The sequence below is a fragment of the Pedobacter sp. Leaf250 genome, from assembly GCF_920984735.1.
Taxonomy (GTDB): Bacteria; Bacteroidota; Bacteroidia; order Sphingobacteriales; family Sphingobacteriaceae; genus Pedobacter.
Genome location: NZ_CAKLBU010000010.1, coordinates 90,772 through 106,063, shown reverse-complemented (window position 1 = coordinate 106,063; position 15,292 = coordinate 90,772). Strand labels below are relative to the sequence as shown.

The following is a 15,292-nucleotide window of genomic DNA, read 5'->3' as shown; positions in this document are numbered from 1 at the left end:
ATATCAAACCAAAGACTAAAGCTCTTTCCTTAATCGTGCCACAGGAATATTCATTTGTTCCCTGTATTTAGCTACGGTTCTACGGGCAATATTATAACCTCTTTCTTTTAAAATATCGGTCAATTTTTCATCTGCTAAAGGCTTGCGTTTATCTTCATTCCCAATACAGTCTTCCAATATTTTTTTTACTTCTTTATTTGAAACCTCTTCTCCATTTTCGGTTTGGATGGCTTCAGAAAAGAAAGATTTTAATAAAAAAGTTCCAAATTCAGTTTGAACATATTTAGAATTGGCTACACGAGATACAGTTGAAATATCCATATCAATTTTATCAGCAATATCTTTCAAAATCATTGGGCGCATTTTACGCTCATCAGCAGTTAAAAAATATTCATATTGATAATGCATAATTGCATTCATGGTTTTAAGCAAAGTTTGTTGCCTTTGTTTAATCGCATCAATAAACCATTTCGCTGAATCTAATTTTTGCTTCACAAATTGAACGGCTTCTTTTAGTTTTTTATCTTTTGATGAAGCTTTATCATAATGCTCGAACATTTCCTGATAGGAGCGGCTTACCTTTAATTCAGGAGCATTTTTTGAGTTTAATGTTAAAATTAAAACGCCATCATTATTGCTGATATGAAAATCAGGAATGATTTGCATTTGTTTAGTTGTAACCTGATTTGCATCTCCGGGCTTCGGATTTAAGCGTAAAATTTCATTTACAACTTCTTTTAATTCTTCGCTATCCAGGCCTAAACTTTTTTCTAGTTTATCGTAATGTTTTCTGGTAAACTCATCCAAATAGTTTTCTACAACATTCATTGCCTTAACTATAATCGGATTATTTGGATCTTTCCTTTTCAGTTGAATAAGCAGACACTCTTTTAAATCTCTGGCGCCAATGCCTGGAGGATCAAAACTTTGTATCAGTTTTAACATTTCCAATACATCTTCTTCTTCAACCATTACATTTTGAGAAAATGCTAAATCATCAATCATTGAACCTAGCGGGCGACGTAAATATCCGTCATCATCCAAGCTGCCAATAATTTGCTTTCCAACAATAAAATCCTGATCTGATAAAGGAATAAGATCTAGTTGCTCTTGCAAGCTTTCGAAAAAAGTACTTTCAATGGCAATTGGAGTTTCCTTTTTCTCTTCATCATCATCTCCATTATTGTAATTTGTGCTGTAATCATTGGTATTGTCATCCTGTAGGTAATCATCTACATTAAACTCATCCATACTATTGTCTTCTGAAGGACCGTCAAAATCATCAGGACTGTCATTTAGATCATCGTATTCGCTTTTTGGTTCATCCTGGGTCATTAAACTCGGATCTTCTAAAGCAGGATTATCTTCTAATTCTTCTTTAACACGGGTATCTAAAGCAACTGTTGGCACCTGCAACAACTTTATAAACTGAATTTGTTGAGGTGATAACTTTTGTAATAATTTTTGTTGTAAATGTTGCTTTAGCATATTGTTGATAAGAATTGGAGCAAAAATAAACAAATCATTTCAGATATTCTTTGGAATTAATCTAAATGAATTTGATTGTTCGGTTTTTAAATTGTTTGCTAAACATTTGTATTGTGTATAATGTTTGTTACTTTTACAAATTAAATAAACTAAACAAAAACTTATGAGTATTGTAAAAGAATTTAAGGAATTTGCCATAAAGGGAAATGCCTTCGATTTAGCCGTAGGGGTAATTATTGGCGGTGCTTTCGGTAAAATTGTTACTTCAGTAATTGATGATTTAATTATGCCGGTGGTTGCTGCTATGGTAGGTAAGCCAGATTTCAGCAGCATTTATTTTGCAATGGGTAAAGGCGCTGAATTAATTCCACAAGGTGCATCACTTGCTGATGCGAAAAAGGCTGCTCCGGATGCAGCAATATTTGCTTATGGTAACTTTATCACTGTAGCCATCAATTTTATATTATTGGCATTGGTTGTTTTTATGATGGTTAAAGCCATTAATAAAATGAAAAAGAAAGAAGAAGCGGCGGCAGTAGTTGCGCCAGCAGCTCCGCCAAAAGAAGAAGTTTTATTAACAGAAATCAGAGATTTGCTAAAAGCAAAAGCATAAATAAAAAAAGACCTGCTAATATTTAGCAGGTCTTTTTTGTTTAAAAACTTCTTTTAATTTTCGGATCAGTAATAATAATATAATCGCCTAGGATTTTATATTTCTCCCAATCTGGCTGGTCAAAATCTTCGCTACTGAAGGCTGAAATATTCAGTATTTTTAATTTTTGATCATACTGATGAAGTTTGGCAATCGTACCTAGCTTTTCGTCGCTATGAAAACGACCATTTAATTGAAGTATCTTTTTGCCTTTGTTCGCTTTCATAAATTTTACAATAGACCAGGCCATTGTTGCATCCCAAAAATTTTGTGTTTGGTAAACTTTCATTCCACCCATACTATGGCCTCCTAATAAGTCGCTGAATTTTTCGAGGTATCTTCCTGTCGCGGTGTCAATTGGTGTTGGCGGCAGAATATCCTGAGCTGATTTTGGAAAAGATTTCAAAATATCTAAACCACCCTTCGTAACTGCATTACTATAACGTGTTGCTGCATTTGCTGAAATGACAGGTAATTTATTCTGTTTTGCATATTCCACTAATGGTTTATAGTCTTTATAATTAGGCCAAGCTCTTGCTTCTTTAACAAAATTCTTTTCAGAAATTAAATCAGATAAATATTCATTAACAATAGGCTGTACATCGGTATGGAACATTTCCATGCTTAATGCGATTTGATTTGGAAATTTTTCGTTAAGCTTTGTGAAAATGCTGGCTTCTAAAATATGTCCAATAGAATCATTATGCTCTTCTCCAAAAAATACAACATCAGCAAGTTTCATTTCGGTGATGATTTCATCAATAGATATTGTTTTTTGCTTTTTCACATCATAAACCTTGTAATGTGATGTTATATTTTGTGCAAATACTTTTAAAGATAACCCAGCAAATATGATAACGAGTAAATATTTCATGCGCTCAAAATAGGAAAATAATTTTCGCCGACGAAATGATGCAGCTTACCGCCTTTACGCTCATTTTGATACCGATGGTATAAATGAATTAGCCTGGAATGAATACTTTTGGATATAATAATTTAAGAATGGAAAATATAAACGAAAATAAACCAGCTAAAAGTTCAGGAAGAATTTTAAGTGGTTTAGTCATAATAATTATCGGCCTTGCATTTCTCTTAGATAATATTGGATTAAATATACCGCACTGGGTATTTAGCTTTTGGACATTTCTAATTGCATTAGGTGTATTTATTGGGGTACGACGTAATTTTAAGGGCGTTGGGTGGTTAATACTTATTCTATTTGGTGTTTACCAAACCGTAGATGATATGGGTTTTGATTTTGACATATCAAAATATGCCCTCGGATTTGGATTGGTGATTATTGGTGGATTTTTAATATTGAAACCAAAGGATAAAAGAACATTTAAAGATAGTTTTAAAAGTGAGTTTGGTGCAGGAGAGACTGATGCGATAGATTTTAAAGCTGCAGATAAAAATGCGAATTCTAACGACATAATCGAGATAACTGCTGTTTTTGGTGGCTCAAATCAAACTGTTTACTCGAAAAATTTTAAGGGTGGAGATATTACAACCGTTTTTGGTGGTGCGGATATCATTATGACGCAGGCAGACTTTAACGAATCTGTATCGCTGGATGTTACTGCCGTATTTGGTGGTATCAAATTAATTGTTCCACCCAATTGGGCCATAAAATCGAATGTAACTGCCATATTCGGGAGCGTAGAAGATAAAAGAGGGCACATGCTTCCTATCGATCAAATGCAAAAAACATTGATTTTGGATGGTACAGTCCTATTTGGAGGCATTGAAATCAAAAGCTTCTAAATCTAAAATATGGCGGATGAATAACTCGCCATATCATCTTATCTAAACTTTAACTAATCAAATCTCCCCTTGACTACTAGACCGCTATCCATACCCCGAATACAAAAAACCTCATTGGCAATTGCCATTGCCTGGTTCATTTTATGTACTGTTGGCTTACATTATGTTGTAAATTTTTCTTGGTTAATTTCTGTTGCCGATAGCTTTATCAGTAATTTCCTGCTGGTTATGGCTTGTGTTGGCATTAGTAATATGTTGGGTTATTATCAACCCAAAAATGAAAGAATTTTATATGTATTGATTATTACATTGGCGCTTACTTTTGTAATTGTTTATGCTGCAAAATATGCAATACTCTACATATTTGCCGATTTTAAAGAATACTTGGATTTCTATAATTTTTCATTTGCTTTTAGAGGATTAATCTCCTTTATGTGCTTAGGTTGGTGTGCGTTGGCTAATATCCTGTGGTATCGTTTAGAAGAACAATCAGAAACGCATGAAAGATTATCAGCAGCAAAAAGCTTGGCCAAAGAAGCAGAACTGAATAAATTAAGACATCAGCTTCAACCACATTTTTTATTTAATAGTTTAAATTCAGTTTTTGCTTTAACCATGGTGAACCCGAAAGAAGCTGGTGTAATGATTACGAAACTGGCTTCGTTTCTACGCGGAACTTTAAAGCGTGATGATGAATTATGGGTCTCTGTTGAAGAAGAAATGGAGTACATTCAGTTATATCTTGATATTGAGAAAGTACGATTCAGCCATCGTTTAAATATAGAAGTGAATGTTGCCGAAGATACTTTAAATCTTTGTTTGCCTGGAACATTGCTGCAGCCGATTGTAGAAAATGCCATCAAATTTGGTCTATACAACACTTCGGCAGGAATTACCATAAAAGTTGATGTAACAGTTGACCGAGATATTTTGGAATTGCGTGTGCAAAATCCGTTCGACCCTGAAATGAAAGCTGCTGGTGGAACCGGATTTGGCTTAACTGCAATTAAACGACGATTATATTTGTTATTTGCTAATCCGCACTTGTTGCAAACAGAAATTGAAGCAAATAATTTATATATTACCACCCTAAAAATCCCACAAACAAATGATCAGAACGATACTAATTGATGATGAACCTTTAGCTAGAGATATTGTTAAATTTTATCTTACAGATCATCCTGAAATAGAAGTTGTTACCGAATGTTGCGATGGTTTTGAGGGATTAAAAGCGATAACATTACATAAACCTGATTTAATATTTCTTGATATCCAAATGCCAAAAATTAGCGGCTTTGAAATGTTGGAATTGGTAGAAGATAAACCTGCTGTGATATTTACCACCGCCTTTGATGAATATGCCATAAAAGCCTTTGAAGTAAATGCAGTTGATTATTTGCTTAAACCAATTGATAAAGCCCGTTTTGATGCTGCCATAAAAAAACTGCCTTCGAGACTAAACCAAAGTGAAAATACCGAAGCTGTTTTGGATGCTGCGGCATTAAGTCCGGCCCAAAACAATAGGGTAGTGGTAAAGAAGGACGGCGTGATAAAAATTATTCCTACCGGAGATATCAACTACCTGGAGGCAGATGATGATTATGTAAAATTAAGCACAGCTGATGGCGCATTTTATAAAAATAAAACAATGGCTTATTTTGAACAAACGTTAGATTCAAGCCAATTTATCCGAATCCATCGCTCTTACATCATAAATTTGGCTCAGGTTACAAAAATCGAATTAAAAGAAAAAGATAGTTACGTGGTGCTACTTAAATCAGATATTTGGTTGCCGGTGAGTAAAACTGGGTATGTGAAATTGAAAGCTTCTTTAGGTTTATAATTTTTTGAAAAGCGATTACACAGCTAAAATTATCGTTAGCCCTGTTTTCCGCTTTAAATCTTTTTGTGATAGGCCGTGTGGTATTTACATTCATTATTTCAAAAAGGATTTCGCTACAACCAGGTTTATTTTGGAAGGTTTATACTTCTATTTTCGTTTTGTGACCAGTTGTTTCATTATAGTAAAAGCGTAAATAATTTAATTAACCGTATCCACATGCTGGCGTTTTTGTACCTAAGGTGAGTGTTGGATAGAATTTTAAAAAGAATTACTACATTTGTTCTTAAGGAGTTCGCTTAAAACTTTTCAAATAAAAAATAAATACCAAACAGACTTGCATTTGTAGAGAAATCGCTTTATATTTGCACCTCTTAATTTTGAAATTATAATAAGATAATATACAGTCATGAAAAGAACATACCAACCTTCGCAAAGAAAGAGAAGAAACAAACACGGCTTCCGCGAAAGAATGGCAACAGCTAACGGCAGACGAGTATTAGCATCACGTCGTGCTAAAGGAAGAAAAAGATTAACAGTTTCTGACGAACGCAAGCATAAAGCATAATTTTTGATTGCTTTTCCGAACGCTCGGAATCGGCAGATCAATATCTGCAATTATCAATCAAAAACAGATGTACACATTCAAGAAAGAAGAACGGTTATGCAGCAGAAAACATTTAGATCTGCTGTTTAAAAACGGTTCTTCTTTTTTATTATATCCTTTTCGCATCTCCTATATCTTTATTGATGAACCTACCGCCGTTCAAGCACAAGTAGTTATCAATGTTCCAAAGAAGAGGTATAAACGGGCAGTAGACCGCAATCTGCTTAAACGTCGCATTCGCGAAGCTTACCGCTTAAATAAACAAGAAGAATTTTACAGCCAACTTCCAGGTGATAAGGGTTTATTGCTTTTTTCCATTCAGTTTGTAGGAAAAGATAAATATGAATTTACTTTCATTCAAAAAAAATTAGTTGCTGCCTTTAAGCGTTTTAAAACTTTAACTGAGCCGAATGAAGTTCATCAATAAAATATTTGGATGGCTCTTTTTAGGTTTGATAAGAATTTATCAATACGCCATTTCGCCAATGCTTGGCTCAAATTGTAGGTTTACGCCAACTTGTTCTCAATATGGAATCGAAGCCATAAGGAAACATGGCCCTTTTAAAGGAGGTTGGCTGACGCTAAAACGTATTGGTCGTTGCCATCCCTGGGGAGCACACGGCCATGATCCGGTTCCTTAAAACCGCAGTGGTCTATCTACCATAATCCATTTTCCCTCTTACATTTTTAATATCTTTGCACAATGGCTACATTACTTCAAATAGAAACTGCTACACAGGTTTGCTCAGTCGCACTATCAGTTGATGGCAAAACTGTTTCCATTAAAGAAGAAATTGGTCAAAATTTACATGCTAGTAACCTTACGCTTTTCATTGATGAAGCTATTAAATCAGCTGGTTTAGTTTATCAAGATTTGGATGCTATTGCGGTAAGTAAAGGTCCAGGATCTTACACCGGATTAAGAATTGGGGTTTCTACTGCCAAAGGTTTATGTTATGCATTGGATAAACCATTAATTTCAATAGAAACATTGAAAATGATGGCTGCAGGTTTTATTATTGAAAATCCTCATTATTCAGGATTGATTTGCCCTATGATTGATGCCAGAAGGATGGAGGTTTATACCTCAGTGTTTGATATCTCATTAAAGGTAAAAGAATCTACCTCCGCTAAAATAATTGACGAATCGAGTTATAGCGATTTCTTGTCTTCTAATACAGTTACCTTTCTAGGAGATGGAGCAGCGAAATGCGCCGAAACTCTCAATCAGGAAAACGCTAAATTTAGTGCGTCAAATTTCAATTCAGCCAAATATATGTCTGTATTAGCAGATGCCGCTTTTAACGCAAAAACCTTTGAAGATGTTGCTTATTTTGAACCCTTTTATTTAAAGGATTTTGTTGTCACTCAACCAAAGAAGAAAGTTTAAATTACTTCTTTTTAAAAATAGAGAATAGATTTTTAAAGAAACTTCCGCCTTCATTATCATTTATTCCAGGCATAATATCGCTAAATTGTGGATGATTCACAACATTTCCGAACTTAATTCCTATACCCATATACACCGAAGCGCCTATTCCATTTGTAGAAGATCCGGTGCTTCCATTATTGGAAATTATTCCTTTTGTGGTATATGCAGTAGAAATTAAATTGTCAGTTCCTAAGAAAATTTCGAAGTTTGGTGTTTGATATTTTCCTTGCAAACCGACCATGAAAATGTTATTAAAGTTATAAAGTGGTGTTACACTACCAGATAAATTTTTATAATTAAAGCTATTGACGAAAGCAACATCTCCGCCTTTGTAAAACAGGTTTTTAGATACAATTAATGATGGTTTATAAAAGCCATATACTTTTGATACATATATATCAGCCTTCGCATTAGTTGGGGCAAGAAATTTTTTGTTTTCCTGTTCGCCAGTAAATATATTAGTTATATCGTTATTTATATCATTTCGATTTGCAAATGTGTTAATGGTAATATTCGAAGTATTTACAATCGTTTCCTGTGTATTTTTCCTCCACCAAATAAAGCCCAAATCCTTAATGTTCGCCATCAACATTAAACCCTTTTTTGAAGTATAATTGGTTCCAAAGCTCATTGATAAGCCTGGGTTTTTAAATGGCAATAATGTTTTCTTTCTTAATTCTCTTCCTTCTGTAAAGTTGCTTCTGTAATTGGCTGCTAATCCGAGTTCTATTGTATTCGATTCAGGATTTGAATAAAAGTAAGAATCGGCAATATCAATTTTATTATACAAAATGCCACTCAACAAACTTGCTTTTACTCCAAATGCTAATCGCTTGTTATAATTTTCTCGGTAAGTTAAGCTGAATTGATGATAAGATTGTTGATAACCCGAAGAATTGAAAACATCTGGTAATAGTGTATTGCTAGGGAATCTGTTTGGTGAATCAAAAATAGCAAGGGTTTCATTGGTATAATCAATTTGTGCATCAGATCTTATTTGCCAAGCTAAGCCAATTTCTTTCTGGTATTTGTAGGAATGAAACAACCTAAATGTAGCAACGTAAATATTGCTGTTTTGGTAAAAATGATTTACGTCTCCATTTAAAATGGGCAAACCTTCAGTATCAAGATAACCCGTTTGAGTAAGTTTCCTGATTACATTACTTGCTTCGCCAGTATTTGCGGCATTAATGCCAAAATACGGCAGGAAAAAATTTGAAGAGAACTTACGCGATGAATCTAATGTAAACGATTTTTGAGATGTGTTTTCAAAGGCATCAAACATAGTTTTGGTGCCGAAGAGTGCATATTGTTGGGCATTGGCAATTTTAAAACTAGCAATCACTAGTAGGGCAAGTAAGAGTTTCTTCATGTATTATAGTTTTCTGGCTTGGTTTCTTATTAACGGATACTTAGTGAGTCTGGTATTGATTGTTGTACATATTTGTTAAAGAGCACATTAGTAATGAATTTATTCTTGTCAGCAATCATCTGGTAGCAAAACGTATCGAATGTTTTCAAACCGCTATCTGCACGAAGATGTTTATAGTGTTTGGATGAAATATTATCTCTTAAAATATCTTTAGATTTTTGAAGGTTTACATAATAACTAATATTCGATGTAGTAGAAATTTGATTCATGGCATCGAGATATACAGGATTTTGGATCATTAATTTATTGTTTTTATAGCTATTTAAAAAAGATGCTACAGTGCTGGCATTGTTAGCCACAATTAAATAATTATCGATAATGACATAGAATGGTTTACTGAAATTTTTAAATGCATCTCCAAAATAAACACTTAAAATATTGGAAGATTTGAAAACTTTAATCTCATCACTATAATCTGTACTTACGTCGAATAATAATTGTTTCACTTTTTCTCCATTAGTAAGTTGTATTGCGCCTAGTTTTTCATTTGTATTTAATTGAAATGTTGCAAATTGGTTTTTAGTATAAACAGGAAAAATGGAATTTAAATCAGTTCGAAAATCATTTTTGATTGTACTAATGGTTCGTTCAGCTTGACTAAACTGATTTATTTTAGTTTGTAGTTCATTAAATGCTTTAAACCATGTTTTGTAATCATCAAATGCGTAAATTACGTAGTTGGCCGTTTGATCAGGGAAAATATTTTGAATATTGGTAGCCTGTGCAACACTCGTTTCAAATAATTTCAGATAATTCTCATCGCTCTTTAGCATGGTGTTTCCATTGAAAAGAATCCGTTCTTTACTAAAATTATAGGCTAACGAAGCGAATCCATTTTGCTTATTCAAAACCTCAATATTGCCATTGATATTTCCAGCCAATATATTTTTTAACAGTAGGGGGACTTGATTGAAATTGATATAAACCTGTGCCAAGGCACTTTTGCTTACAGTATTATTCTCTTTTATGTAATTAGTGAAAGGATTTTCAGCTAAGCGAACAGCTGCATCATTAATTAATTTTAACGATGTTGATAAGGTAATTACACGATCTTTGATATTCGCATAAGCTGAAGTACTATCATTGAGTTTTACGTTATACAAATCGTTTTTTACAGTTGCAATATTCTTGTTCAATTTAATTACTTGATTGAATTTGTTCAAATCTTCTTCAGCATTAAGCTGAACAGTAATTAAAAAATTAAGTGTTTTGTTCGAATCTGGAAGAACACTGATATAAATGTTTTGATCTTTGATATACTTGTTAAGCATATTATCATTGATAACAATGTCCTTTAGTTGGGTTAACAATATCGTTTTTTCTTCACCCAATACTTGCTGAATCAGGTTTTGTGCTGAAATAATTTCATAAAACCCTTTGTCGTTTTGAAATGAGAATACTATTGCAGCATTGTTTGTTGCAGATTGTAGTGCTAAATCTTTTGCGTTTTTCTCATTACCTAATTTTGAGAAATACAGATACGCCATACCTGCAATACCCAAAAATAATGCAATGGCTAAAATGATAATCTTTTTCATGTGCGTGCAACAAATTTAATTTATTACATTGATTACAGCGAAGTTCTATGTCATTTTATTAATTTAGCATTTGCTTCAAGCAATAACTATGAATAAACGAATTATACTTACTGCTTCTTTCTTTGGTGTGGTTGCTGTTTTGCTCGGCGCTTTCGGCGCTCATGGATTAAAAGCGGTGATAGATAAGCCATCATTAGAAATTTGGCAGAAAGGGGTAGAATATCAATTTTATCACACTTTTGCACTTTTATATCTTTCCACCTTTGCTAGATACAGGAACAAGTTAATTAACATCGCATATTTCTGCTTTACTTTTGGAATTGTTCTATTTTCTGGATCATTGTATTTGTTGGCTACAAAAAGTATTTTAAAACTTGATTTCATTAATATAATTGGTCCATTAACTCCAATTGGAGGTTTGTTATTTGTATTGGGCTGGATCATGTTGTTCTTTGCAGCATTTAAGGATAAATAATGAATAACTTCGAAAACGATATTTTTGCAGAGAGAGAAACACTTTTTGTTGAAGTTATTTTGCCTTTGTCGCTGGCCATTAATTACACCTATCGAGTGCCTTTTGATTTAAATGATCAGGTTGCTATTGGTAAAAGAGTTGTTGTTCAATTTGGTAAGCATAAAATCTATACGGCTTTAATCAGTGCCATTTCTCAAAACCCTCCCGGAGTTTATGAGGCGAAATACATTATTGATATTATTGATAGTGAACCCGTTGTTACGCCAACACAATTAAAGTTTTGGGTATGGATGACCAATTATTACATGTGCAATGAAGGCGATGTAATGTCGGCAGCACTTCCAGCCAGCTTAAAGCTAGCCAGCGAAACAATACTTATTCTTCGCAATGATTTTACCAATGAAATTGAACTTACAGAAAAAGAAGAGATCATTATTACAGCTTTAAAAAAACAAGAAAAGTTAACAGTAAATGATGTTTCAAAACTTCTGGGGCAAAAAACCATTTATCCGATTATCAATCACCTGCTTGAAAAAGAGTTAATTCTGGTTGCGGAAGAAGTAGTTCAAAAGTATAAGCCACTTTTAAAATCGTTTGTGCTGCTAAATGATTTCTATACTGACCAAGAAAATTTAAAGCAACTTTTCAATGTTTTAGAAAGAGCGCCTAAACAACTAGATGCGCTTCTTGCTTATCTCAAATTACAAAAATTAAATCTTCCGATATCAAAGGAGCAGCTTTTAGAAGAAAGTAATTGTGGTGCTGGTGCATTAAAAGCACTCACCGATAAAGAGATTTTCATCATGATGAAAAGACCGATAAGTAGATTGGCCAACCACGATGAAGAATTTAGTGTAAACTTTCAATTAAATGAAGGGCAAGAAAAGGCTTTAAATCAAATCAGGCAATCGTTCGAGGAGAAGGATGTTGTTTTACTACACGGCGTTACAGCTTCAGGTAAAACACAGGTTTATATTAAATTAATTGAAGAGATTATACAGAATACGGATGGGCAAGTACTCTTTTTATTGCCAGAAATTGCTTTAACAACTCAAATTGTAGAACGCATTAAACGTTATTTTGGAAATGCAATTGGTGTATACCATTCGAAATTTAATAACAGTGAAAGAGTAGAAATTTGGAATAAAGTAAGAACAGGTGCTTATAAAGTAATTCTTGGCGCTCGATCAGCTGTATTTCTCCCATTCCAACATTTAAAATTAATTGTTGTAGATGAGGAACATGAACCTTCTTACAAACAATATGACCCTGCTCCAAGATATCAGGCTAGGGATGCATCAATTTACCTCGCACATTTACACCAGGCCAAAGTAATTTTAGGATCTGCAACTCCATCATTAGAGAGTTATTATAATGCTTTGCAAGGGAAATATGGGTTGGTAGAAATGAAAGAGCGTTTTGGTGGGGTACAATTGCCTAACCAGCAAGTGGTGAGTATAGCTGAAGAAACTAAGAGAAAAACCATGGTTTCATACTTCTCGAGCGTTTTAATTAAGGATATTGATTTGGCCTTATCAAAAAAGGAGCAAATTGTCCTATTTCAAAATCGTAGAGGTTATGCAACTATTTTAATTTGTGCCACTTGTGGTTATACTCCAAAATGCGTTAACTGCGATGTGAGTTTAACCTATCATAAAAGTAGTGGTAAACTTCACTGTCACTATTGTGGTTACCAGCAAAGCAGTGTTAATATTTGCCCTGCCTGCGGTTCAGTACATGTAGAGCAAAAAGGGTTTGGAACGGAAAGGATAGAGGAAGAGTTAAAGTTGTTGTATCCAGATATTACCATTGCCCGTTTGGATATGGATAGTACCCGAACAAAGAATGGCTTGCAAAAGATTTTAAATGATTTTCAGGAGAAAAAAACAGATATTTTGATCGGAACCCAAATGGTTGCCAAAGGTTTAGATTTCGATAACTTGAATTTAATTGGCGTAATCAATGCAGATACACTTTTAGGTTATCCAGATTTTAGGGCTTACGAACGCAGTTTTCAATTACTTGCACAGGTTGCAGGTAGGGCTGGGAGACGAGCTGATCAAGGAAACGTTTGTATCCAAACTTACGATGCTGATAATCGTATTATAAAACAAGTGGTTAATAACGATTACGAAGGAATGTATAATGATGAAATAGCTGAAAGAGAAAAGTTCCTTTATCCGCCATTTTCACGTATGATATTCCTCTACATTAAGCATAAAGATTCCCATGTTTTGGATCACGCGGCACTTACATTAGCAAATATTCTTAAAGTTAAATTTGGTAAACGTGTATTAGGTCCGGAGCAGCCAATGATTAGCCGTGTACGTAATTTATACATCAAACAGGTTATAATAAAAGCAGATAAACACACTGCCATCCAAAAAGTTAAAGATGCACTTCGCGAAACTTTAACGCAGTTTAATGCAACTAAAGATTTTAAAGGCGTTTATACACAGATTGACGTAGATCCTTATTAATTCTTGCTGTTGAAATTAAATTGAATTCCAGCAGATACCGGATTTAATAAAAACTCCCATTTATTGTAAGTATTTACAGTTCTATCGGCAACATTTGTAGGTGTTAAATCTTGCTTCTCATAAAAATAATTAAAGTCTAAACTGCTTTCTGCAAAAATGGAGAGATTGGGAATAATATTTATTTTGAAACCTATTGAAGGGGTCATAACAAGCCCATTTTTAGTAGCGTCAGCAGATTGATTCATTGTGCCCACACTTGGGTTTGTAGGGGTTAATGTGCCTGTGAATTTATTGGAGCGATAACCTAAATCAAAAGCGAAATAAGGTTGTATTCTTGAGTAATTGAAGTTTTTCTCGAAACCAATTTTAAAAGAGTAATCAGTAACTTTTCCCTTACCTATTTCACAGGTTTCACAAGTATTCTGGAACCGTACATCTGTACTTCTGAAATAATTTCCGCTAATTCTATAACTAATTTGATTATCGTTAAATTTTAGAACGGCGCCATTTCCACCCATTTTTGTATAGTCTTGAGTATTTGTCTGGTTTAGAATTTTTGGTAATTGCATTAAGCTGAAAGCCCTAACCGCAATCGAATAGTTGTAATCAGCTCCTGTTTGAGCTACACTAGTTAGCGTAACAAACGAAATAAAAAAACTAAGTAATATTTTTTTCATATATGAAGATGGAAATCGTTTTTTTAGTAATTGATCATAAAAGTAGAAATAATTCCTCAATACTCAATTTATAGTTCTTTTTCTACTTTTCACTAGCTTAATGTTTTAGTTTTGATTTACTGTGAGTTATATCAATGTTGATTTCTTTATCTTGTATCACCATTTTAAAAAAGCTAATTTTGAGACTTCATGGCCTATAAATTTGTTGATAATTACCGAGAACGTGGTGCGAGAAAGAAGTTGGTTGAATTACTAAAATCTCGCGGAATTGAAGATAGAAATGTTCTAGAAGCAATAGGCAAAGTTCCACGCCATTTCTTTTTTGATGAGACTTTCTGGAATCAATCTTACAAAGATATTGCCTTTCCCATTGGAGATGGACAGACCATTTCACAACCTTACACCGTTGCTTATCAAAGTGAATTACTTCACATAAAAAAAGGTGATAAAGTTTTAGAAATTGGAACAGGATCTGGCTACCAAACTTGTATTTTAATGGAGCTTGGTGCAAATGTTTTTACAATAGAAAGGCAGGAGAATATCTATAATAGAACCATTCAAGTGTTACCTGGTATGGGTTACAGACCAACGTTTTATTGTGGAGATGGTTCAAAAGGCATTGCAAAACATGCACCGTACGATAAAATTATTGTAACAGCCGGTGCGCCATTGGTTCCAGAAATTTTATTGAAACAACTAAAAATTGGTGGTATTTTGGTTATCCCTGTAGGCGATGAGAAAACCCAAAAAATGGTTACGGTTATCCGTGTTAGCGATACAGATTATGAAAAAATTGTTTTAGATACTTTTAGGTTTGTGCCATTAGTTGGCGATCAAGCCTGGTAATATTAGCATTTCTACAATTTAAGTTCGAAATTTGATCGTTGTTGTCTAAGTGAATATTGCT

General features: G+C 33.8%; 16 protein-coding genes. 11 read left to right on the top strand and 5 right to left on the bottom strand.

Features of this window, described 5'->3' with window-relative positions; translation table 11 throughout:
• Positions 1-15 precede the first annotated feature (15 nt).
• Entirely contained in the window at positions 16-1,488 is a 1,473-nt protein-coding gene (rpoN, locus tag LUA91_RS11090) for an RNA polymerase factor sigma-54 (RefSeq protein ID WP_231426110.1), read from the bottom strand.
• Positions 1,489-1,651: 163 nt separating this feature from the next.
• Between rpoN and mscL the strand changes: the two genes are divergently transcribed.
• Positions 1,652-2,101, top strand: coding sequence for a large conductance mechanosensitive channel protein MscL (mscL, locus tag LUA91_RS11085; RefSeq protein WP_231426109.1), 450 nt, complete (start codon positions 1,652-1,654; stop codon positions 2,099-2,101).
• 40 nt (positions 2,102-2,141) lie between these two features.
• On the opposite strand, the gene LUA91_RS11080 is transcribed toward mscL, so the two are convergent.
• The gene (locus LUA91_RS11080) at positions 2,142-3,014 is read right to left on the bottom strand and encodes a ChaN family lipoprotein (protein ID WP_231426108.1); all 873 of its coding nucleotides are present in this window, start codon (positions 3,012-3,014) and stop codon (positions 2,142-2,144) included.
• A 128-nt stretch (positions 3,015-3,142) separates the two neighbouring features.
• Between LUA91_RS11080 and LUA91_RS11075 the strand changes: the two genes are divergently transcribed.
• The 7 genes from LUA91_RS11075 (at position 3,143) to tsaB (ending at position 7,741) form a co-directional block, all read left to right on the top strand.
• Entirely contained in the window at positions 3,143-3,904 is a 762-nt protein-coding gene (locus LUA91_RS11075; RefSeq protein WP_231426107.1) for a LiaF domain-containing protein, read from the top strand.
• A 69-nt stretch (positions 3,905-3,973) separates the two neighbouring features.
• Positions 3,974-5,035, top strand: coding sequence for a sensor histidine kinase (locus LUA91_RS11070; RefSeq protein WP_231426106.1), 1,062 nt, complete (start codon positions 3,974-3,976; stop codon positions 5,033-5,035).
• On the top strand, positions 5,013-5,747 hold the full coding sequence (locus LUA91_RS11065; RefSeq protein WP_231426105.1) for a LytTR family DNA-binding domain-containing protein: 735 nt from the start codon (positions 5,013-5,015) through the stop codon (positions 5,745-5,747). The genes LUA91_RS11070 and LUA91_RS11065 overlap by 23 nt, the downstream gene beginning before the upstream one ends.
• 406 nt (positions 5,748-6,153) lie before the next feature.
• The gene (gene rpmH, locus LUA91_RS11060) at positions 6,154-6,312 is read left to right on the top strand and encodes a 50S ribosomal protein L34 (protein ID WP_010601723.1); all 159 of its coding nucleotides are present in this window, start codon (positions 6,154-6,156) and stop codon (positions 6,310-6,312) included.
• 67 nt (positions 6,313-6,379) lie between these two features.
• Positions 6,380-6,778, top strand: coding sequence for a ribonuclease P protein component (locus LUA91_RS11055; RefSeq protein WP_231426104.1), 399 nt, complete (start codon positions 6,380-6,382; stop codon positions 6,776-6,778).
• The gene (yidD, locus tag LUA91_RS11050; protein ID WP_231426103.1) at positions 6,762-6,992 is read left to right on the top strand and encodes a membrane protein insertion efficiency factor YidD; all 231 of its coding nucleotides are present in this window, start codon (positions 6,762-6,764) and stop codon (positions 6,990-6,992) included. Before LUA91_RS11055 ends, yidD begins: the two co-directional genes overlap by 17 nt.
• A gap of 62 nt (positions 6,993-7,054) precedes the next feature.
• The gene (tsaB, locus tag LUA91_RS11045) at positions 7,055-7,741 is read left to right on the top strand and encodes a tRNA (adenosine(37)-N6)-threonylcarbamoyltransferase complex dimerization subunit type 1 TsaB (RefSeq protein ID WP_231426102.1); all 687 of its coding nucleotides are present in this window, start codon (positions 7,055-7,057) and stop codon (positions 7,739-7,741) included.
• 1 nt (position 7,742) lies between these two features.
• Here the strand turns inward: tsaB and LUA91_RS11040 are convergent, their stop codons facing one another.
• The gene (locus LUA91_RS11040; RefSeq protein ID WP_231426100.1) at positions 7,743-9,155 is read right to left on the bottom strand and encodes a DUF5723 family protein; all 1,413 of its coding nucleotides are present in this window, start codon (positions 9,153-9,155) and stop codon (positions 7,743-7,745) included.
• A gap of 29 nt (positions 9,156-9,184) precedes the next feature.
• Positions 9,185-10,753, bottom strand: a complete 1,569-nt coding sequence (locus LUA91_RS11035) for a hypothetical protein (protein ID WP_231426098.1) — start codon at positions 10,751-10,753, stop codon at positions 9,185-9,187.
• Between the two features lie 88 nt (positions 10,754-10,841).
• Here LUA91_RS11035 and LUA91_RS11030 point away from each other — a divergent pair, with 88 nt between their 5' ends.
• Together LUA91_RS11030 and priA are read left to right on the top strand one after the other, a co-directional pair.
• Positions 10,842-11,228: a DUF423 domain-containing protein gene (locus LUA91_RS11030; RefSeq protein ID WP_231426097.1), complete on the top strand. Its 387-nt coding sequence runs from the start codon at positions 10,842-10,844 to the stop codon at positions 11,226-11,228.
• On the top strand, positions 11,228-13,708 hold the full coding sequence (gene priA / locus LUA91_RS11025) for a primosomal protein N' (RefSeq protein WP_231426096.1): 2,481 nt from the start codon (positions 11,228-11,230) through the stop codon (positions 13,706-13,708). The genes LUA91_RS11030 and priA overlap by 1 nt, the downstream gene beginning before the upstream one ends.
• Here the strand turns inward: priA and LUA91_RS11020 are convergent.
• The gene (locus tag LUA91_RS11020) at positions 13,705-14,385 is read right to left on the bottom strand and encodes a hypothetical protein (protein ID WP_231426095.1); all 681 of its coding nucleotides are present in this window, start codon (positions 14,383-14,385) and stop codon (positions 13,705-13,707) included. The two genes, priA and LUA91_RS11020, sit on opposite strands and share 4 nt — an antisense overlap.
• A gap of 189 nt (positions 14,386-14,574) precedes the next feature.
• On the opposite strand from LUA91_RS11020, the gene LUA91_RS11015 reads away from it, so the two are divergent.
• On the top strand, positions 14,575-15,231 hold the full coding sequence (locus LUA91_RS11015) for a protein-L-isoaspartate(D-aspartate) O-methyltransferase (RefSeq protein WP_231426094.1): 657 nt from the start codon (positions 14,575-14,577) through the stop codon (positions 15,229-15,231).
• Positions 15,232-15,292: the final 61 nt, after the last annotated feature.